The 20,840-nt window shown below is 63.2% G+C and carries 9 protein-coding genes; 4 read left to right on the forward strand and 5 right to left on the reverse strand.

Translation table 11 applies throughout. The features are described from left to right. Positions 1 to 100: 100 nt before the first annotated feature. Complete coding sequence (locus tag KUIN1_RS10110; protein ID WP_011267332.1) at positions 101 to 532, forward strand: universal stress protein; 432 nt, start codon at positions 101 to 103, stop codon at positions 530 to 532. Here the strand turns inward: KUIN1_RS10110 and KUIN1_RS10115 are convergent, their stop codons facing one another. The 4 genes from KUIN1_RS10115 to KUIN1_RS10130 are packed head-to-tail and all read right to left on the reverse strand — an operon-like array spanning position 533 to position 5,179. Next, positions 533 to 997: a response regulator gene (locus KUIN1_RS10115; RefSeq protein ID WP_003406975.1), complete on the reverse strand. Its 465-nt coding sequence runs from the start codon at positions 995 to 997 to the stop codon at positions 533 to 535. Further along, positions 994 to 3,333, reverse strand: a complete 2,340-nt coding sequence (locus KUIN1_RS10120) for an ATP-binding protein (RefSeq protein WP_152091966.1) — start codon at positions 3,331 to 3,333, stop codon at positions 994 to 996. The genes KUIN1_RS10115 and KUIN1_RS10120 overlap by 4 nt, the downstream gene beginning before the upstream one ends. Beyond that, positions 3,330 to 3,998 (reverse strand): response regulator, encoded by a 669-nt coding sequence (locus KUIN1_RS10125; RefSeq protein ID WP_011267334.1) that lies wholly within the window; start codon positions 3,996 to 3,998, stop codon positions 3,330 to 3,332. Before KUIN1_RS10125 ends, KUIN1_RS10120 begins: the two co-directional genes overlap by 4 nt. Then, complete coding sequence (locus tag KUIN1_RS10130) at positions 3,995 to 5,179, reverse strand: sensor histidine kinase (RefSeq protein ID WP_024660682.1); 1,185 nt, start codon at positions 5,177 to 5,179, stop codon at positions 3,995 to 3,997. Before KUIN1_RS10130 ends, KUIN1_RS10125 begins: the two co-directional genes overlap by 4 nt. Before the next feature lie 192 nt (positions 5,180 to 5,371). Here KUIN1_RS10130 and KUIN1_RS10135 point away from each other — a divergent pair, with 192 nt between their 5' ends. Next, complete coding sequence (locus KUIN1_RS10135) at positions 5,372 to 5,896, forward strand: SgcJ/EcaC family oxidoreductase (protein ID WP_003406965.1); 525 nt, start codon at positions 5,372 to 5,374, stop codon at positions 5,894 to 5,896. A gap of 78 nt (positions 5,897 to 5,974) precedes the next feature. Here KUIN1_RS10135 and KUIN1_RS10140 read toward each other — a convergent pair whose 3' ends face one another. Then, a complete protein-coding gene (locus KUIN1_RS10140) occupies positions 5,975 to 6,511 on the reverse strand; it encodes an RNA polymerase factor sigma-70 (protein WP_003319375.1) in 537 nt (178 codons plus the stop codon). A gap of 316 nt (positions 6,512 to 6,827) precedes the next feature. On the opposite strand from KUIN1_RS10140, the gene KUIN1_RS10145 reads away from it, so the two are divergent. Beyond that, the gene (locus KUIN1_RS10145; protein ID WP_011267336.1) at positions 6,828 to 7,586 is read left to right on the forward strand and encodes a thioesterase II family protein; all 759 of its coding nucleotides are present in this window, start codon (positions 6,828 to 6,830) and stop codon (positions 7,584 to 7,586) included. A 95-nt stretch (positions 7,587 to 7,681) separates the two neighbouring features. Then, positions 7,682 to 20,692: a non-ribosomal peptide synthetase gene (locus KUIN1_RS10150; RefSeq protein ID WP_152091967.1), complete on the forward strand. Its 13,011-nt coding sequence runs from the start codon at positions 7,682 to 7,684 to the stop codon at positions 20,690 to 20,692. Positions 20,693 to 20,840 lie beyond the last annotated feature (148 nt).

Raw genomic sequence — 20,840 nt, forward strand, 5'->3', positions numbered from 1 at the left:
ATCACACACTGTCATGAATCAACAAGCTGCCGTTCAGCAGTGGTTGCCCGTCAGCCATCGGATTATAGTGATTGAATACCCCAACAAGGAAAAAACGCCCATGCACAAAGTCCTGGTTCCTTTCGACGGCTCCAAGCACGCCATGCGTGCCCTGGGCTATGTCATCGAGCTGTCTGGCGAGCTCAACAAGCCGCTTGAAGTACATGTGCTCAACGTGCAGGCAAGCCCCATCGACTACAGCCTTTATCTGGCGCCCGACATGATTGATGGCGTCAAGGCCGGCCTGACCAATGAAGGCAAGCGGGTGCTGGCTGATGCGGTTGCGTTATTGACTGCTGCTGGTGTGCCGTTTCTGGCCCACGTCGATCTGGGTAATGTGGCCGAACAGGTCGAGGCCGCAGTTCAGCGACTCGACTGCGACGCCGTGGTCATGGGCACCCGCGGGCTGGGCAACATTGGTGGCCTGCTGCTGGGCTCGGTGGCCACGGGGGTGATCCACGAAGCATCGGTGCCGGTGACGCTGATCAAATAATCACTGCTGCGCCAGCGTGCGCGGCTGGCGCAGCAGTTCGATATTTTCCGCAGGCACCAGCTCGCGCAGCGATTTATACAGTGCGCGGGTTTCCAGCAGGTTCCAGATGCGCAGCATGGTTTCCAGGGCATCCAGCGGCTTGCTGATGAAATCCCGTGCGCCCAGTGCCAGCGCGCGCAGGCGGGTATCGCGCGTCGCGTCGGCGGTCAGCACCATGATCGGCAGGTAGTCATTGGCTGGTATGCGCCGGTTGAGCTGCTCCAGCACCGCAAAGCCATCGAATTCGGGCATGTGCAGATCGAGCACCACAAGGTCGGGCTCGAAGCTGTTGAACAGGTCCAGCGTGCGCAACGGCTCGGTGCTGCTCAGGACATTGGTCAGCCCCTCGCGGGCAAGCAGTTGCTCCATCAGATCAAGGTTGGGCCGTTGGTCATCAATGATCAGAATGCGAAAGTCGCCGGTCATGTGGGCTCCGGTAAATACTGGTCCAGGAGGGCAAGGAACACTGGCACCTGGATGGGTTTGATCACAATGGCCGTGGCGCCGGCCTGTTTCAGTTCGCGATGGGCTTGATCACTGGTGTCGGCAGTGATCATCAGCACGGGCGTCTCTGCGGTAGCCGGCAGTTGGCGCAGACGTTGCAGCACTTCAAGCCCCTTGATGTCCGGCAGGTTGAGGTCGAGAAGAATCAGCTGTGGCGCATGCTGGCGTGCCAGGTCGAGCCCCAGTTGGCCCTGCATGCTCGACAGCAACTGGATACCCGGTCTGCGTTGCAGCAGCGTTTCAATCAAGGCCATGCTCGACAGGTTGTCTTCGATACACAGCAGCTTGCCGTGATAGGCGGGGCGGGCAGGGCAGCGGGCATCAGGCGTTATCTCGAGGCGAGTGTCAGCTTGACGCGGCAGAGTGGCGGCAGGCGGCTGCACCCGCACAAGCGGCAGCGCCAGTATGAACCGGCAGCCTTCGTCCGGCGTGTTCTGTACGGAAAGCGTGCCGTGCATCATCTCCAGCATGCTTTTGCTCAGCGCCAGTCCCAGCCCGGTTCCTTCGACGCTCGGGTTGGCATCCAGGCGTTCGAACGGCTTGAACAGCTGCCCGATACGCTCCGGCGCAATCCCGTAACCGGTGTCCACTACGCTGACCGTCACCTGCTCGGCGGTCTGCTCGATTTCAATCCGCACCTGGCCAGCGGGCCGGTTGTATTTGATCGCGTTGGACAGCAGGTTCAGCAACACCTGAATCAAGCGCTGACGATCCGCCACTACGCCGATCTCGTCAGGCAGGTTCGGCAGGGGCTTCAACTCTATATTGGCGTCGGCAGCCATTGGCGAGACCAGCACCAGGGCTTCTTCAAGCACGTTCGACAGGGATACCGGCTCGAGGATCAGGGACACATGCCCGGCTTCGATTCTGGCGATATCGAGCACTTCATTGATCAGCTTCAGCAGATGCTGGCCCGCCCGCAGAATATGACCGATTTGCGGGCGCTGGCTGGCGGGGGAGTCCATGTCCAGCAACTGGGCAAAGCCCAGAATCGAGTTCAGCGGCGTGCGCAGTTCATGGCTCATGCGCGACAGGAATTCACTTTTGGCCCGGCTGGCGCGTTCGGCTTCCTCGCGCGCAGTGCCCAGAGCAATTTCGGCAACGCGACGATCACTGATGTCACGGGTGATCTTGGAGAAACCGCGCAGTTCGTCATTGCTGTCGTACTGTGCGGTGATCACCACACTGGCCCAGAAACGGCTGCCATCCTTGCGTTGGCGCCAGCCTTCCTCGGTATACCGGCCGTTGACGGTGGCCTCATGCAGCGCCATGTCGGGGTGTTGCGGACACTCCTGTTGCAGATAGAACACCGAAAAGTGCTGGCCGATGATCTCCTGCTCCGTGTACCCCTTGATACGTTCGGCCCCTGCGTTCCAGGTGGTGATGTAGCCGTTGCGGTCCAGCGCGAAGATGCCGTAGTCCTTGACGCCTTCGATGATCAGCCGCAAACGCTCTTCGTTGTCGCGCAGTGCGCGTTCGCGTTCGGCCAGCAACTGGCCGGCTTCGACCAGCCGGGTGCCGAGCTGGCCGATTTCGTCCTTTTCAGGCGGCTGGGGCAGCAGCGGATGCCCGAGCGCCAGACGCTGGGCGTTGCGTTGCACCTGATGCACCCTGGCGACGATGCCTTTGGACAGCATCAGCACGGCAAGAATGGCCCCGAAGATTCCGCAGGCCGCTGCCAGCAGGGTCGACAGCAGCAGGCGCTCGCGGGTGGCTGCGGCAGCCTCGGTGCGTTCGGCAAGCAGCGCGTCTTCACGTTCGCGCATGATGCCGATGCGTTCGCGCAACTGGTCGAGTACGTACTTGTTTTCGATCAGGATACGGGCGACGGTTTCCCGGTCCTCCCGATTCATCGAGCGCAGTTTTTCCAGGCCTTCGACCTTGGTGCTGATCAGCGGCTCGATGGCTTTCAGGTGTTCGCGCATCTGCTCGTCACGCACATTGGTGTTGAGCCGGGCCAGCGCCGCCTCGATCAGCGGTTGCGCGTTGAGGTAGCCGGGCAGGAAGTCTTCCTGGTGGGTCAGCAGGTAGCCACGCACGCTGGCCGCACCTTCTGCGATCTGGGTGTGAAGGGTCTGGATATCGCCTTGCACAAGCAGCACACGCCGTACGTCTTCCTCTGCCCGAGCGGTCTGGCGCTCGGCGATATAAATCAGCACCAGCGAGAACATCAGAATCGCCAGTGGCAGCGAAATGGCCACCAGTGCCTTGCCGCGTAGCGGAAGGTCTTCCCAGCGACTGCTGGCGTGTGCCGTCATTGCCAGTCGCTCGTCGATTGGCTCACCAGCCCCAGTGCCACACCGCGTACCGCCGCCTGAGTGCGGTCCGAGGCGCCGAGTTTGCCGATGACCTTTTCCACATGGGCCTTGGCCGTGCCGGTGGTGATGCCAAGTTTTTCGCCGATTTCCCGATTGCTGAAGCCGCCCGCTACCAAGCCGAGTACCTGACGTTCACGCGGGGTGAGGGTTTCCGGCAGGGCTGCGCCACTGGTGTTGCGTTCGGTCATGCGCCGCAGCAGGCGCGCGCTGACGGCGCTGTTCAGTGCTTCTTCACCACGCGCCACGCGTTGCAGGCCGTCGATCACTTCGTCGCGGCTGGCATCCTTGAGCAGGTAGCCCACCGCACCGGCGCTCATGGCGGCCTCCAGGTGATCGGTGCTGTCGTCCATGGTGAAGATCACCACTTTCAGTCCCGGCATGCGCTGCTGGAGAATTCGTGCAGCGCCCAGTCCGTTGAGCACCGGCATGCGAATGTCGAGGATAGCGATGTCCGGTTGCAGTTCCTGGCACAGATCGATGGCTTGCTGGCCGTCGGCTGCCTGACCGACCACTTCGAACTCCGGATGCCCCGCCAATAGCGAGACGAACCCGGTGCGCGTCACTTCATGATCGTCCGCTAAAACCAGTCGCACAGTGTCAGTCATGTCATTGCCTTGTCTGCGGTAAAAGGAACGATGGCGCGCAGTCGGGTGCCGTGCCCGGGCCGACTGACGCAGGTCAGGCGGCCGCCGAGCAGGCTGGCGCGCTCCTGCATGGCCACCAGGCCCAGTTTCTGGACGCCTTTGCCATTAAACGGTTTTTGGGTGATGAAGCCACTGCCGTTGTCTTCCAGCAGCAGTGAAATGTGCTCTTCACTCAGTTCCAGGGCCAATTCTACGCGGCCTGCACTGGCGTGTTTGAGCACATTGTTGATGCCTTCCTGGGCAATACGGAACAGGGCGATTTCCAGATGGCTGGGCAGGCGGGTCAGGGAGCGCGAGCGCCAGTGCACCGCGACTCCGGCTTCGCGCAACCGGTCGGCGTCCTTGTCGACTGCCTGCAGCAGGCCGAAATCGTCGAGCACGCTAGGACGCAGGCCACTGATCAACTGTCGACCTTCACCCACGCAGTGCTGCGCCAGCTTGAGAATGGCCTGCAGATCGGCGTCCAGCGGCTCGGGCAGGTCCGGACAGCGACCGGCAAAGCCCTGCAATCGCTGGTGCAGACCGGCCAGTGTCTGAGCCAGACCATCATGCAGGTCGTAGGCCATGCGCTTGCGTTCGTCTTCCTGAGCGGTGAACAACTGGCGGACCAGTTCGGACATGGTCTGCTCTCTGACCACCAGCGCGTCAAGCAGCCGATTGTTTTCCAGGTGTGCCGCCAGCAACGTCGCCAGCAATTGCAGCGACTCGATGTCCTCGTTGTCCGGTGCATTGATGCCCACGCTGTTGGCCAGCAGCAGGGTGCCAAAAGAGCCTTCATCGGCGCCACGCAACGGTAACAGCAGCATGCACGGCAGATCGGCAGCGGGCCTGTCCAGCCATTGCGGGCCGATAGCCAGCGGGTCGGCAGCGGTTTCAAGCGTGGCGAGGTGTTCTGCACTGCCATGGCTGGCGGTGGTCTGCACACCGTTGTCGGCGCTCCATTCCAGCAGCAGGCCATGGTCCATCGCCACGAATGCGCACGCGCGTTGCAGCACGCGCTGGCGCATGGCTTGAGGTGGCAGATGAGTCAGCTCCTGACCGGTATCGACCAGCAGACGAAGACGTGCGGCGCGGCTTTGCGACTGGCGATACTGGTTGCGAATGGCCAGTGCGCTTGCCGGGTCATGGGGAGGACTTTGCATGGGGTGCTCCAGCGAGGGTTGATGCCCGCGCGGGCATAACAGAAGTAAGGCTATTAGAACTGTATCAGGAGGTGAAGCCCATCTGCCGATCGGCATACACAGATAACCCCGGTTGGCCGATGGCGAGCCGTGGCGGGGAGGGCAAAGTGGCACTCACTGAATCCCTGAACAGATCCCCGTAGGAGAGTAGCGATGAAAACGAAATTGACCGCCCTGGCCCTGTTGCTGGCTGTAAGTGCACCGATGGTTCACGCTGCTGCCGAGCCGTCCGGCTATACCTACCGCATGGTGGCCGAGACGCCAAGCAATGTGAACGACAAGGAGATCGCCGGTCTGTTTGATCGCTGGAACAAGGCCCTGCAAACCGGAAACTCCACTACCGTCGCATCGTTGTACGCGCCGGACGCTGTCCTGCAGCCTACGGTCTCCAACAAAGTGCGTGCCACTCCGGCAGAGATCAAGGACTACTTCGACAAGTTCCTGGCACTCAAGCCGATTGGCGAGATCAACTACCGGGAGATTCGTCGCCTGGGGCCTGATGCCGCAGCGGACAACGGTGTCTACACCTTCACGTTGACGGCGCCGGACGGCAAGAAGACCAAGGTGCAGGCACGTTATTCGTTCCTCTACCACCGCGTCGGCAACGAGTGGAAGATTCTCAACCACCACTCCTCGGCGATGCCGGAAGTGCAGCCCGAGTATCAGGTCAGCCGCTGATCTGTCGCCTGCCAGGCTGAAAACAAAAATCCGGAGCCAGTGCTCCGGATTTTTTTTGCCTGTCTGAACCGCCCGCAATCAGGCTTCGGCCTGGGCGCCATTGACCTTGCGGCAATGAATCAGCGCATCGCGGATCATGAAGTTGACCAGCGTTGGCGACACACCCAGTTCCTTGGCGATGTCCTTTTGCGGCACACCGTGCAGGCGGTACATCTCGAACGCATAACGGGTGCGGGGCGGCAGCTCGGTCAGGGCGTCGGCAATTTTCTCCAGGCTGGAGAAATTGATATGCGAGATTTCCGGCGATGCACCCTGAATCACCACATTCAGACCCTCGGCCTCCGGGCCGGTGTATTTCTGTTCCAGCGCCTGTTTGCGGTAATGATCGATGGCCAGGTTGCGCACGATCTGAAACAGGTAACTGAGCTGTGCCTTGAAGGTCAACGTGGCCTGCGGTGCCGAGCGCAGTCTGAAAAAGGCATCCTGCACGACGTCTTCGGCGCGCGAGCGGCAACCCACGATGCGGGCCGCGATCTTGACCAGCAGCAAGTAGTTATCGACGAATGCCTGGAGTAAGGGTGAGTCGCACTTACTTGTGATTACGTGTTCCGTCATGGAATTCACCTTGCTGCTTTAACAATGGAGGGGAGGGCCGCATGAAAGGAGCAGCGCCATCACATGGGGCGACAAATTAGCCTTAATGATAATTATTGTCAAATGCGAAAGCCAATCAGCGCACTTTAAAAGGGCGCTCTTGTCGTGCATGTCCTCGCCGCGTGCATCCGCCTAATTATTTGCAGACGCCATCCGTTCTCATTGGTGACAGGCCCGACCAAGGTTGCGGCCAGGGAATACCTCAGGAGAACCCCATGCGTTCCGATCACGCGCATCGCCGCTTTTACATCCGCGCCCACAGCCGGACGCTTTCGATATGAGCACGCCGGTGAGCCTGACGCTGTTCTGTCTGCCTTATTCCGGGGCCAGCGCGATGTTCTACAGCCCCTGGCGGCGCAAATTGCCGGAGTGGCTGAACGTGCGCCCGCTGGAGCTTCCCGGCCGTGGCATGCGCATGGACGAGCCCTTGCAGACCGACATCGTGCAGCTGGCCAGTCATCTGGCCGACGAGATCAGTGCCGAACTGGACAAGCCCTATGCGCTGTTTGGCCACAGTTTGGGCGGGCTGCTGGCCTTTGAGCTGGCGCACGTCTTGCGCGAGCGCGGTCTGCCTGCGCCGCTGGCACTGTTCGCATCGGCGACTGCCGGCCCGGTGCGTCGCGATGTCAGCGAATACGCCACTGCGAAGACTGATGCGCAACTGCTCGACCGATTGCGCACGTTAAAAGGCACCAGCGAAAACGTCATCGCCAACCAAGAGCTCATGCAGTTGATGCTACCGATCCTGCGCGCCGATTTCCTGCTCTGCGGCAGCTTTGTGTATGGCAAGCGCGAGCCGCTCAGCGTGCCGATCCATGTATTTGGCGGCAAGCAGGACAGCATCAGCGTCGAGCAACTGCTCGACTGGCAGGAAGAGACCTGCACCGGCTTCTCTCTAGACATGTTCGAGGGCCATCACTTTTATCTGGTCGACGAGCAAACGCAGCTGCTCCGTCTGCTGCGACGCTATTGCGAACAGCACCTGACCCGCTGGCGCAACAGCGCATCACGGCAAATGAACCGGGCCGCCGGTTGACCCTGTTTGCCCCACGCGCGGCCTCCTTGCAGGGCGCGCGTCTTTTTTGAAATTCAGATTTTATCTGGCACGCCGAATCTAGCAGGAACCCCATCATGGATGCGTTTGAACTCCCCGACACTCTGGCTCAGGCTCTTCAGCGTCGCGCCTTGCATACGCCGGATCGGCTGGCGCTGCGTTTTCTCACCGATGAGAACGACCAGGGCCTGGTGTTGACCTACCGTGACCTGGACCTGCGCGCGCGGACCATCGCTGCTGCGCTGCAACGTCAGGCTGTGCCGGGGGATCGGGCGATTCTGCTGTTCCATAGCGGGCCGGACTATGTCGCGGCGTTCTTCGGCTGCCTGTATGCCGGGGTCATTGCCGTGCCGGCTTATCCGCCGGAATCCAACCGTCGCCATCACCAGGAGCGCCTGCTGTCGATCATCGCCGATGCCGAGCCGCGTCTGCTGCTGACCGGCGCCGATTTGCAGCCTGCCTTGCTGCAGATGGACGAGCTGGCCGCCGCCGATGCGCCGCCACTGCTCTGTGTCGACACGTTGCCTGCTGCCCCGGCACAAGACTGGCAGGGCCCGCAGCTGCAGGCCGACGACATCGCGTTCCTGCAATACACCTCGGGCTCGACCGCACTGCCCAAGGGCGTGCAGGTCACGCATGGCAATCTGGTCGCCAACGAGTCATTGATCCGCCACGGCTTCGGCATCGACGCCAACCCGGACGACGTGATTGTCAGCTGGCTGCCGCTGTACCACGACATGGGCCTGATCGGCGGCTTGTTGCAGCCGATTTTCAGCGGCGTCCCGTGCATCCTGATGGCCCCCGCGTACTTCCTCGCCCGGCCATTGCGCTGGCTGGAAGCCATCAGTGAATACGGCGGCACCATCAGCGGCGGGCCTGACTTTGCCTACCAGCTGTGCAGCGCACGGGTCAGCGATTCGGCGCTGGAGCGTCTGGACCTGAGTCGCTGGCGCGTGGCGTATTCGGGCTCCGAGCCGATTCGCGAAGACAGCCTGAGAGCATTTGCCGATAAATTCGCCAGTTGCGGCTTCACGCCTGACAGCTTCATGGCGTCCTATGGCCTGGCCGAAGCGACGCTGTATGTGGCCGGTGGCAAGCGCGGCAAGGGTATTCCATCGCTGCGCCTGAATGCGCAGGCGCTGGCGCGCAATGTCGTAGAACCGGGCGACGGTCAGCCAGTCATGAGCTGCGGCACGGGCCAGCCAGGGCATGGCGTGCTGATCGCCGACCCGGTCAGCCTGCAGGTGCTTGGCGAAAATCAGGTTGGCGAAGTCTGGGCCAGCGGGCCGAGCATTGCCCACGGTTACTGGCGCAACCCCGAAGCCACCGCCAGGGCGTTCGTGCAGCATGCCGGGCAGACCTGGCTGCGCACCGGCGACCTGGGGTTTCAGCGTCACGGCGAGCTGTACATCACCGGCCGCTTGAAGGACATGCTGATTGTCCGTGGCCACAACCTGTATCCGCAGGACATCGAAAAGCTCATCGAGAGTGAAGTGGATGTCGTGCGCAAAGGCCGGGTGGCGGCGTTTGCCGTCACTCAGGACGGTAGCGAAGGTATCGGCATTGCTGCTGAAATCAGTCGCAGCGTGCAGAAAATCCTCACGCCCGACGCGTTGATTAAAATCATCCGGCAGACCGTGGCTGAGGCGTTTCAGGAGGCGCCGAGTGTCGTGGTGCTGCTCAATCCCGGCGCGTTGCCCAAGACCTCCAGTGGCAAATTGCAGCGCTCGGCCTGCCGCACGCGTCTGGCCGACGGCAGCCTGGACAGTTACGCGGTGTTTCCCGCGAGCGATACCACTCTTTCAGCCCATATCCCAGGCAGCGGCTCGAACCTGCAAGCGCAGATCGCCACTGTATGGTGCGAGCAGTTGCAATGTGAACAGGTCAGTGCCGACGACCATTTCTTCCTGCTGGGCGGTAACTCGATCATCGCGACCCAGGTCGTGGCCCGCCTGCGCGAAACGCTGGGGATCGACCTGAACCTGCGACTGCTCTTCGAAGCGCCGACACTGGCAGCCTTTGCGGCACAGGTCGAAACGCTGCAGACCGCCGCATCGCAAGGCGACAGCCAGACGCAGAGCGCCATCGCCCGACTGCCCGGCAACGAGCATCTGCCACAGTCCATGGCCCAGAACCGCCTGTGGTTCCTCTGGCAGCTTGACCCGCATAGCAGCGCCTACAACGTTCCCGGCGGGCTCCACCTGCGTGGCGAACTGGACAGCACTGCGTTGCGCTCCAGCTTCCAACGCCTGATCGAGCGCCATGAATCGTTGCGCACGCGCTTCTACGAGCAGGACGGCGTGGCCTTGCAACGTATCGATGCGCCGAGTGAATTCCACCTCGATACCCTTGATATCAGCGACCTGCCCGGCGCCGAGCGTCAGGCACGTGCCGTGGCGATTCGCGAACAGCAGGCGCGCCTGCCGTTCGATCTGCAACACGGCCCGTTGCTGCGCGTGACCCTGCTGCGACTGGACGAAGAAGAGCATCAACTGCTGGTCACGCTGCACCACATCATTGCCGATGGCTGGTCGCTGAATGTGCTGATCGACGAGTTCTCGCGCCTCTATGCCTCGGTTGTTCAGGGCCAGACTCTGGAACTGGCACCGTTGCCGCTGCGTTACGCCGATTACGGCCAATGGCAGCGCGAATGGCTGGCGAACGGCGAGGCCGAGCGTCAGTTGACTTACTGGCAGCAGCAACTGGGTGGCGAGCAGCCGGTCCTGACGCTGAACACTGACCATCCGCGTTCGGCCCGCCAGCAGCACAGTGCCTCGCGCTACAGCCTGCGCCTGAGCGCAGAACTGAGCGCCGCCGTACGCAACACCGCGCAAGCCTGGCAATCGACGTCGTTCATGTTCTTGCTGGCGGGGTTCCAGACTCTGTTGCATCGTTACAGCGGGCAAGCCGACATTCGCGTCGGTGTGCCCGGCGCCAATCGGCCACGCCATGAAACCCAGGGCCTGATCGGCTTCTTCATCAATACGCTGGTGCTGCGCGCACAGTTGGACCCGCGTCTGCCATTCTCGACGCTGCTGGCCCAGACCCGGCAGGCGGCGCTTGAAGCCCAGGCCCATCAGGACGTGCCGTTCGAGCAACTGGTCGAAGCGTTTCCGCAGGCGCGCGAGCACGGTCTGTTCCAGGTCATGTTCAACCACCAGCAACGCGACCTTGGCGCCTTGCGTCGTCTGCCGGGGTTGCTGGCCGAAGAACTGCCGTGGCACAGCCGCGAGGCCAAGTTCGATCTGCAACTGCACAGCGAGGAGGACCGCAATGGGCGCCTGACGCTGTGCTTCGATTACGCCGACGAACTGTTCGAGCACGACACCATCGTGGCCATGGCTCAGCACTATGTACGCCTGCTGACGCAGGTCAGTCAGCAGGCCCAGCTCGCGCTGGGTGACGTGCAACTGCTCAGCGCCGAGGAGCAGGAGCAACAGGCGCAATGGAGCGCCGCGCCTTGCGCACCGGCCACGTTGTGGTTGCCGGAACTGCTGAATCACCAGGCGCGGCAGACCCCGGAACGTATCGCGCTGGTGTGGGAGGGCGGCAGCCTCGACTTCGCCAGCCTGCACACGCAGGCCAACCGCCTGGCGCATTACCTGCGCGACAAGGGCGTTGGTCCGGACATCAAGGTGGCGATCGCCGCCGAGCGCTCGCCGCAGCTGTTGATCGGGCTGCTGGCGATCCTCAAGGCGGGCGGGGCTTACGTGCCGCTGGACCCGGACTATCCAATGGATCGACTCGCCTACATGCTGCAGGACAGCGGGGTCGAACTGCTGTTGACCCAGAGCCATCTGCTGGGCGACCTGCCGAGCGCCGAAGGCGTGTGCACGGTCGCCATGGACACCCTGCACCTGGACAACTGGCCGGTCAGTGCGCCGCGCCTGAACCTGCACGGCGACAACCTGGCGTACGTGATTTACACCTCCGGCTCGACCGGTCAGCCCAAAGGCGTCGGCAACACCCATGCGGCCCTGGCCGAGCGCCTGCAATGGATGCAGGACACCTACGCACTGGATGAAAGCGACGTGCTGATGCAGAAGGCTCCGATCAGCTTCGACGTCTCGGTGTGGGAGTGTTTCTGGCCACTGATCACTGGCTGCCGCCTGCTGCTGGCAGGCCCTGGTGAACACCGCGACCCGCAGCGCATCGCGCAGTTGATCAATACGTATTCGGTCACCACGCTGCACTTCGTGCCGCCGCTGCTGCAACTGTTCATCGATGAGCCCCTGGCGCAGCAGTGCAACAGCCTGCGTCGCCTGTTCTCTGGCGGCGAAGCATTGCCCGGCGAGCTGCGCAACCGGGTGCTCGAGCAACTGCCCGGCGTACAACTGCACAACCGCTATGGCCCGACTGAAACCGCGATCAACGTCACCCACTGGCAGTGCCGGATCAGCGACGGCCTGCGCTCGCCGATCGGCCGCCCGCTGGGCAACGTGCTGTGCCGGGTGCTGGACAGCGAACTGAATCCGCTGCCACGCGGGGTGGCCGGGGAGCTGTGCATCGGCGGCACTGGTCTGGCGCGTGGCTATCTGCGGCGTCCCGGGTTGACTGCCGAGCGCTTTGTCGCCGATCCGCTGGGGCAAGCGGGTGAGCGCCTGTATCGCACCGGTGACCTGGTGCGCTGGGCCGCCGATGGCGCGCTGGAATACCTCGGTCGTCTGGATAAGCAGGTCAAACTGCGCGGTTTCCGCGTCGAACCACAAGAGATCGAGGCGCGCCTGCTGGCCCAGCCAGGCGTAGGCCAGGCAGCCGTGCTGCTGCGCGAAACCGTTGCCGGGCCGCAACTGATCGGTTACTACACCGCCGAAGCAGGGCAGAACGTCGAGGCTGAGCGGATCAAGTCGGCGCTGGCTCTTGAGCTGCCGGATTATATGGTCCCGGCGCAGCTGGTGCGCCTCGACAGCATGCCCCTGAGCCCGAGCGGCAAGCTGGATCGTCGCGCCTTGCCCGAGCCGCAATGGCAGACCCGCGAGCACGTCGAGCCGCAGACCGACCTGCAAAAACAGATCGCCGCGATCTGGCGACAGGTGCTGGGCGTGCCGCGTGTCGGCTTGCGCGATGATTTCTTCGAGCTGGGCGGGCACTCGTTGCTGGCCACGCAGATCATTTCCCGCGTGCGCCAGGCCTGCGACATCGATTTGCCGTTGCGGGCGCTGTTCGAAGCCAGCGAGCTGGGCGCGTTTGCCGAGCAGGTTGAGGCCATACAGCAGTCCGGCGCACGCAGCAGCCTGCAACCGATTGCCCGTGTCGACCGCAGCCAGCCGGTGCCGTTGTCCTATTCCCAGCAGCGCATGTGGTTCCTCTGGCAGATGGAGCCGGACAGCCCGGCCTACAACGTTGGCGGCATGGCGCGCTTGAAAGGCGTGCTGAACATCGAGTGCTTCGAGGCAGCGCTGCAAGCCTTGATCCTGCGCCACGAAACCCTGCGCACCACGTTCCCGAGCGTCAACGGTGTTGCGTGTCAGCAGGTCAGCGAGCAGTCCGCCCTGCGCGTGCAATGGCAGGACTACTCGGCATTGCCCGCCGAGCTTCGTCAGCAGCGCATTCAGGCACTGGCCGACAGTGAGGCGCACCAGCCTTTCGATCTGGAAACCGGACCGTTGTTGCGCGCGTGTCTGGCCAAGGCGAGCGACCTTGAGCATTACTTCGTCCTGACCCTGCACCACATCGTCACCGAAGGCTGGGCGATGGACATTTTCGCCCGCGAACTGGGGCAGCTTTACGAAGCCTTCCTTGAAGGACGACCATCGCCGCTGGAGCCGCTGGCGGTGCACTACCTGGATTACAGCGTCTGGCAGCGGCAGTGGATGGAAGCCGGCGAGCGCCAGCGCCAGCTCGATTACTGGACCGCGCAGTTGGGCAACGAGCATCCATTGCTGGAGCTGCCTGCGGACCGGCCGCGTCCGCCGGTGCAAAGCCATAAAGGCGAGCTGTACCGCTTCGACCTGAACGCCGACCTGGCCGCGAAAGTTCGTGCATTCAATGCCCGCAACGGCCTGACCCTGTTCATGACCATGACCGCCACCCTGGCGGTATTGCTGTACCGCTACAGCGGCCAGAACGACCTGCGCATCGGCGCGCCGGTGGCCAACCGCATTCGTCCGGAAAGCGAAGGGCTGATCGGCGCGTTCCTCAATACCCAGGTGCTGCGCGTGCAGCTTGACGGGCAGATGAGCGTCGCCCAGCTGTTCGAACAGGTTCGCCACACGGTGATCGAAGGCCAGTCGCATCAGGACCTGCCGTTCGATCATCTGGTCGAAGCCCTGCAACCGCCACGCAGCGCAGCCTACAACCCGTTGTTCCAGGTGATGTGCAACGTGCAGCGCTGGGAATTCCAGCAAAGCCGCGAACTGGCGGGCATGACTGTCGAGTACCTGGTCAATGATGCGCGAGCCACCAAGTTCGACCTCAATCTGGAGGTCACCGAGCTGGATCACCGTCTGGGTTGCTGCCTGACCTACAGCACCGATCTCTTCGACGAGCCGCGCATCGCGCAGATGGCCGAGCACTGGCTGAACCTGCTGCAGGCGCTGCTTGCTGATCCACAACAGCGTTTGAGTGAATTGCCGCTGTTGCAGGAGACAGAGCGTCAGCACCTGCTCGACAGCCTCGGCGTCGAAGCGGGTGAGCAACGGCTCGACCAATGCATTCACAGCCTGTTCGCCGAACAGGCACACCGGCGTGCAGACGCGCCGGCGCTGACGTTCGCCGGGCAAACCCTCAGCTATGCCGAGCTGGACGCCAAGGCCAACCAACTGGCCTGGATGCTCCGCGAGCGCGGCGTCGGCCCGCAGATTCGCGTCGGTCTGGCGCTGCCGCGTTCGCTGGACATGGTCGTCGGCCTGCTGGCGATCCTCAAGGCCGGTGGTGCGTACGTGCCGCTCGACCCGGAATACCCGCTGGAACGCCTGCACTACATGATCGAAGACAGCGGCGTTGGCCTGCTGTTGAGCGACCGTGCCCTGTTTGCCGCACTGGGCGAGTTGCCTGCCGGTGTTGCCCGTTGGTGCCTGGAAGACGATCAGCCGTCGCTGGCGTCTTTCTCGTCCGATGAGCTGCCGTTCATCAGCCTGCCGCAGCATCAGGCGTACCTGATCTACACCTCCGGTTCGACCGGCAAACCCAAGGGCGTGGTGGTGTCCCATGGTGAAATCGCCATGCATTGCCAGGCGGTGATCCGGCGCTTCGACATGCGCCCTGACGATTGCGAGCTGCATTTCTATTCGATCAATTTCGATGCCGCCACCGAGCGCCTGCTGGTGCCCTTGCTCAGCGGCGCCCGTGTGGTGCTGCGTGCTCAGGGGCAGTGGGACGCCGAAGAAATCTGCACGCTGATTCGCCAGCAGCAGGTCAATATTCTCGGTTTCACGCCCAGCTACGGCAGCCAGTTGGCGCAGTGGCTGGCGACCCAGGGCCAGACCCTGCCGGTGCGCATGTGCATCACCGGCGGCGAAGCGCTGACCGGCGAACACCTGCAACGCATCCGTGCGGTGTTCCAGCCCGAGCTATTATTCAATGCCTATGGCCCGACCGAAACTGTGGTCATGCCGCTGGCCAGCCTGGCCCCGCAACAATTGGAGGAGGGCGAAGCCAGCGTGCCGATCGGGCGCGTGGTCGGCGCACGGGTGGCGTACATTCTCGACGCCGATCTTGCGCTGGTACCCCAAGGCGCGAGCGGCGAGCTGTACATTGGCGGAGCGGGCCTGGCGCAGGGCTATCACCAGCGCCCCGGCATGACTGCCGAACGCTTCGTGGCCGATCCATTTGCCAGCAATGGCGGGCGTCTGTACCGCACCGGCGATCTGGTGCGCCAGCGCGCCGACGGCTTGGTGGAATACCTGGGGCGTATCGACCATCAGGTGAAGATTCGCGGCTTCCGCATCGAACTGGGTGAAATCGAAACCCGCTTGCTGGAGCACGCAGCCGTTCGCGAAGCCATCGTGCTGGCGCTGGACACGCCATCAGGCAAGCAACTGGCGGGCTATCTGGTCAGCGATGTAGCCGGGCAGGGCGACGAGCAGCAGGCGCAATGGCGTGAAGCGCTCAAGTCGCACCTCAAGGCGCAACTGCCGGACTACATGGTGCCGACCCACCTGATCCTGCTCGACAGCATGCCGCTGACCGCCAACGGCAAACTCGACCGCCGTGCCTTGCCTGCACCGGACCCGGAACTCAATCGTCAACACTACGTAGCGCCCGCCAGTGAGCTGGAGCAGCAGCTGGCGGCGATCTGGTGTGCGGTGCTGAACGTGGAGAAAGTCGGCCTCAACGACAACTTCTTCGAACTGGGCGGCGACTCGATCCTGTCGATTCAGGTGGTCAGCCGGGCGCGTCAGTTGGGTATCCATTTCAGCCCGCGTGATCTGTTCCAGCACCAGACCGTGCAGACCCTGGCCGCCGTGGCTACCACCCGCGAACTGATTCAGGCCGAGCAGGGGCTGCTCGACGGTAATTCTGGTTTGACGCCGATTCAGCACTGGTTTTTCGACACGCCGATCCCCGAGCGTCAGCACTGGAATCAGTCGTTGCTGCTGGAGCCGCTCAGCGCGCTGGACCCGAACCTGCTGGCGCAGGCGTTGCGTGCGCTACTCGAACAACACGACGCGCTGCGCCTGAGTTTCACCGAGCATGAGGGTACGTGGCAGGCAGAACACCGCGCAGTGACAGCCGACACCCTGTTGATTCAGGCGCAGGTCAGCGACATGGCTGAATGCGCAGCCCTGTACGCCGACACCCAGCGCAGCCTCGACCTGCACAACGGTCCGCTGCTGCGCGCCTTGCTGGTCGACGGTCCGCAGGGCCAGCAACGGTTGCTGATGGTCATTCATCACCTGGTGGTCGACGGCGTGTCGTGGCGTGTGCTGCTCGACGATCTGCAAAACGCTTATCGTCAACTGCGCGACGCGACGCCGGTGCGCTTTGCGGCGAAGACCAGCGCTTTCCGCGACTGGGCCGCGCGTCTGCAGGCCTACGCCGGCAATGAGTCGTTACGTGAAGAACTGCATGTGTGGCAGCGCCAGTTGGGCGGTTCTGCGACGAGTCTGCCGTGCCATAACCCGCAGGGTGGTCGGCAGAATCGTCATGCGCAGACGGTCAGCGTGCGCCTCGATGCCGAACGTACCCGGCAATTGCTGCAACAGGCGCCGAGTGCCTACCGAACCCAGGTCAACGACCTGCTGCTGACCGCGCTGGCCCAGGTGGTCTGCCGTTGGAGCGGGCAGCCGTCGACACTGATTCAGCTTGAAGGTCACGGCCGTGAAAATCTGTTCGACGACATCGACCTGACCCGCACGGTGGGCTGGTTCACCAGCGCCTATCCGCTGCGACTGACGCCAGCGCCGGCTGCCGATTCGGCACCGGGCGACTCGATCAAGGCGATCAAGGAGCAACTGCGGCAGGTGCCGCACAAGGGGCTGGGCTATGGCGTGCTGCGTTACCTGGCCGATAGCGCCAGCCAGGCCGCCATGCAGGCACTGCCGGTGGCGCCGATCACCTTCAACTACCTTGGCCAGTTCGATCAGAGCTTCGCTGACGATGCGCTGTTCCGTCCGCTGCAAGAGTCGACAGGTGTGGCTCACGATCCGCAGGCGCCGCTGCCCAACGAACTGAGCATCGACAGTCAGGTGTATGGCGGCGAGTTGTTGCTGCGCTGGACCTTCAGTGCCGAGCGCTACGAACCCGCTGCCATCGAAGCGCTGGCGCAGGATTACCTGAGTCAGTTGCAGGCGCTGATTGCCCATTGCCTGGCCGATGGCAGCGGCGGCCTGACGCCGTCGGACTTCCCGCTGGCTGCCCTGGATCAGGCGCAGCTCGACGCGCTGCCGGTTCCGCCAAGCCAGATCGAAGACGTCTACCCACTGACCCCGATGCAGGAGGGCATGCTGCTGCACACCCTGCTGGAGCCGGGCACCGGGCTGTATTACATGCAGGACCGCTACCGCATCGACAGCGCGCTGGACCCGCAGCGTTTCGCCCAGGCCTGGCAAGCGGTGATCGCCCGTCACGAAGCGCTGCGTGCCTCGTTCTGCTGGAACATCGGCGAGACCATGCTGCAGGTCATTCATAAACCGGGCAGCACGCCGATTGATTATCTGGACTGGCGTGACGTGCCGGCGGAGCAGCAGGAGCCGCACTTGCAGGCCCTGCTCAAGTCCGAGCGCGAGGCCGGTTTCGCGCTGCTCGATCAACCGCCGTTCCACCTGCGCCTGATCCGCGTCGACGAGGCGCGCTACTGGTTCATGATGAGCAACCACCACATCCTGATCGATGCCTGGTGCCGCTCGCTGCTGATGAACGACTTCTTCGACATTTACACCGCGCTGGGCGAAGGCCGCGATGCGCAACTGGCCCCCGCACCGCGCTATCGCGACTACATCGGCTGGTTGCAACGCCGTGGTCTGACGCAGGCACGTGACTGGTGGCGAGATAACCTGCGCGGCTTCGAGCGGCCCACGCCGATCCCCAGCGACCGGCCGTTCCTGCGTGAACATGCGGGCGACAGCGGTGGCATGGTGGTGGGCGACTGCTACACCCGTCTCGATGAACGCGACGGCGCACACTTGCGCGAACTGGCGCAGCAGCATCAACTGACCGTCAACACCTTCGCCCAGGCGGCCTGGGCGCTGACCCTGCGGCGCATGAGCGGTGATCGCGACGTGGTGTTCGGCGTTACCGTGGCCGGGCGGCCGGTGGAACTGCCGCAGATGCAGCGCACGGTCGGCTTGTTCATCAACACCATCGCCCTGCGTGTCGGCATGCCGGCCGACGATCAGCGTTGCAGCGTTCGCCAATGGCTCGGCCAGTTGCTGGACAGCAACATGCAACTGCGCGAGTACGAATACCTGCCGCTGGTGACCATTCAGGAAAACAGCGAGCTGCCCAAGGGTCAGCCACTGTTCGACAGCCTGTTCGTGTTCGAGAACGCGCCGGTCGAGGTCTCTGTGCTGGACCGTGCGCAAAGCCTCAATGCCACCTCGGATTCCGGTCGCACCCACACCAACTACCCGCTGACTGCAGTCTGCTATCCGGGCGACGACCTGGGCCTGCACCTGTCCTACGATCAGCGCTATTTCGACGAATCCACCGTGCAGGGCATGCTCGGTGAGTTCAAGCGCCTGCTGCTGGCGCTGGTCGAAGGCTTTCATGGCGACATGGCCGAGCTGGCGCTGGTCAGTGAGCAGGAGCGGGCTTTCCTGATCGACGGCTGCAATCAGAGCGACCATGCTTACCCGCTGGATAAAAGCTATGTAGAACTGTTTGAAGCGCAGGTCGCGGCGCATCCGGAGCGTATTGCGGTCAGTTGCCTGGATCGTCAGCTCAGCTATGCCGCGCTGAATATCGCCAGCAACCGTCTGGGCCATGCCCTGATCGAGGCCGGTGTCGGTTTCGATCAGCCGGTTGCCGTGCTCGCCGAGCGTGGCGTTGAACTGCCGGGCATGATCATCGGCAGCTTCAAGGCCGGTGCCGGCTACCTGCCGCTGGACCCGGCGCTGCCGAACTCCCGCCTGAGCGGCATCATCGGCCAGAGCGCCACGCCGCTGCTGGTGTGCAGCGCTGAGTGTCTGGAACAGGGCAGGGCGCTGCTTGATGCGCTGCCCGAAGCGAGTCGACCGCAGTTGCGGGTCTGGGAAAACGTGCAGCAGAGCGATTCCGCGCAGCACAACCCTGGTCGCTACAGCGCGCCGGACAGCCTCGCTTATGTGATCTTCACCTCAGGCTCCACCGGGCTGCCGAAGGGTGTGATGGTCGAGCAGCGCGGCATGCTCAATAACCAGTTGAGCAAAGTGCCTTACCTGAGCCTGAGCGACCGCGATGTGATCGCCCAGACCGCCTCGCAGAGTTTCGACATTTCGGTCTGGCAGTTCCTTGCCGCGCCGCTGTTTGGCGCTCGGGTGGATATCGTGCCGAACGACATCGCCCGTGATCCGCAGGCGCTGTTGGCGCATGTTCAGGCGCAGCGCATCAGCGTGCTGGAAAGCGTGCCGTCGCTGATCACCGGCCTGCTCGCCGAACCGCAGGCAGCGCTCGACAGCCTGCGCTGGATGCTGCCGACCGGTGAAGCCATGCCGCCGGAACTGGCCAGCCAGTGGCTGCAACGTTACCCGCAGATCGGCCTGGTGAATGCCTATGGTCCGGCCGAGTGCTCCGACGATGTGGCGTTTTTCCGGGTCGATGCGCAGTCCACTCGCAGCGCTTATCTGCCGATCGGATCGCCGACCGACAACAATCGCCTGTACCTGCTCGACGATGCGCTGGACCTCGTGCCGCTGGGTGCCGTCGGTGAGCTGTGCGTGGCAGGGGCCGGCGTCGGTCGCGGTTATGTCGCTGATCCGCGGCGCACCGTGCCGGTGTTCGTGCCGCATCCGTTCGGTGCGCCGGGCGAGCGTCTGTACCGCACCGGTGACCTGGCGCGGCGGCGCAAGGACGGCGTGCTGGAGTACGTCGGCCGGGTCGATCATCAGGTAAAGATTCGTGGCTATCGCATCGAGCTGGGCGAAATCGAAACCCGTCTGCTGGAGCATCCGGCCATCCGCGAGTCGGTGGTGCTGGACGTCGCTGGCCCATTGGGCAAGGTGCTGGCGGCCTACCTGGTGCCGCGCTCCACGACGCAGGATCACGAGGCCTTGCGTGACGAGGTGAGAAACCACCTCAAGGCCAGCCTGCCGGACTACATGGTGCCGACGCATCTGGTGCTGCTGGAAGCCATGCCGCTGACCCCGAACGGCAAGCTGCACCGCAAGGCCCTGCCGGCGCCGGACGTCAGCCTGGTGCAGCAGGATTATCAGGCACCACAGACGGAAATGGAGCAGCAGCTGGCGACGATCTGGGCCGATGTGCTCAAGGTCGAGCGCGTGGGCATTACCGACAACTTCTTCGAGCTGGGCGGGCACTCGCTGCTCGCGACCCAAGTGGTGACCCGTGCGCAGAAGCGCTTGCAACGTAACGTGCCGTTGCGGGCAATGTTCGAGTTCAACACCGTTCAGGCGTTGGCGCAGCACCTGGAAAGCCTTGGTGGAGCACAGGTCGACGAGCAGAAATTCGATCGTCTGGCGGACTTGATGGCGGAGCTGGAAGGGCTCTGATCAGCCTCTCGTCGGGACGCCGGGGCTGCGGATAAAAAACTCGTTACTGAGTGTAAATCCGCAGCTCGCTGGCGCGTTTTCCAAGGAACGAACACACACCTGAAGCGGCATGCGCCAACGCCCATGCTTCAGGTCATTCAAGCCGCGT

The sequence above is a fragment of the Pseudomonas sp. KUIN-1 genome (assembly GCF_009176725.1).
Taxonomy (GTDB): Bacteria; Pseudomonadota; Gammaproteobacteria; order Pseudomonadales; family Pseudomonadaceae; genus Aquipseudomonas; species Aquipseudomonas fragariae.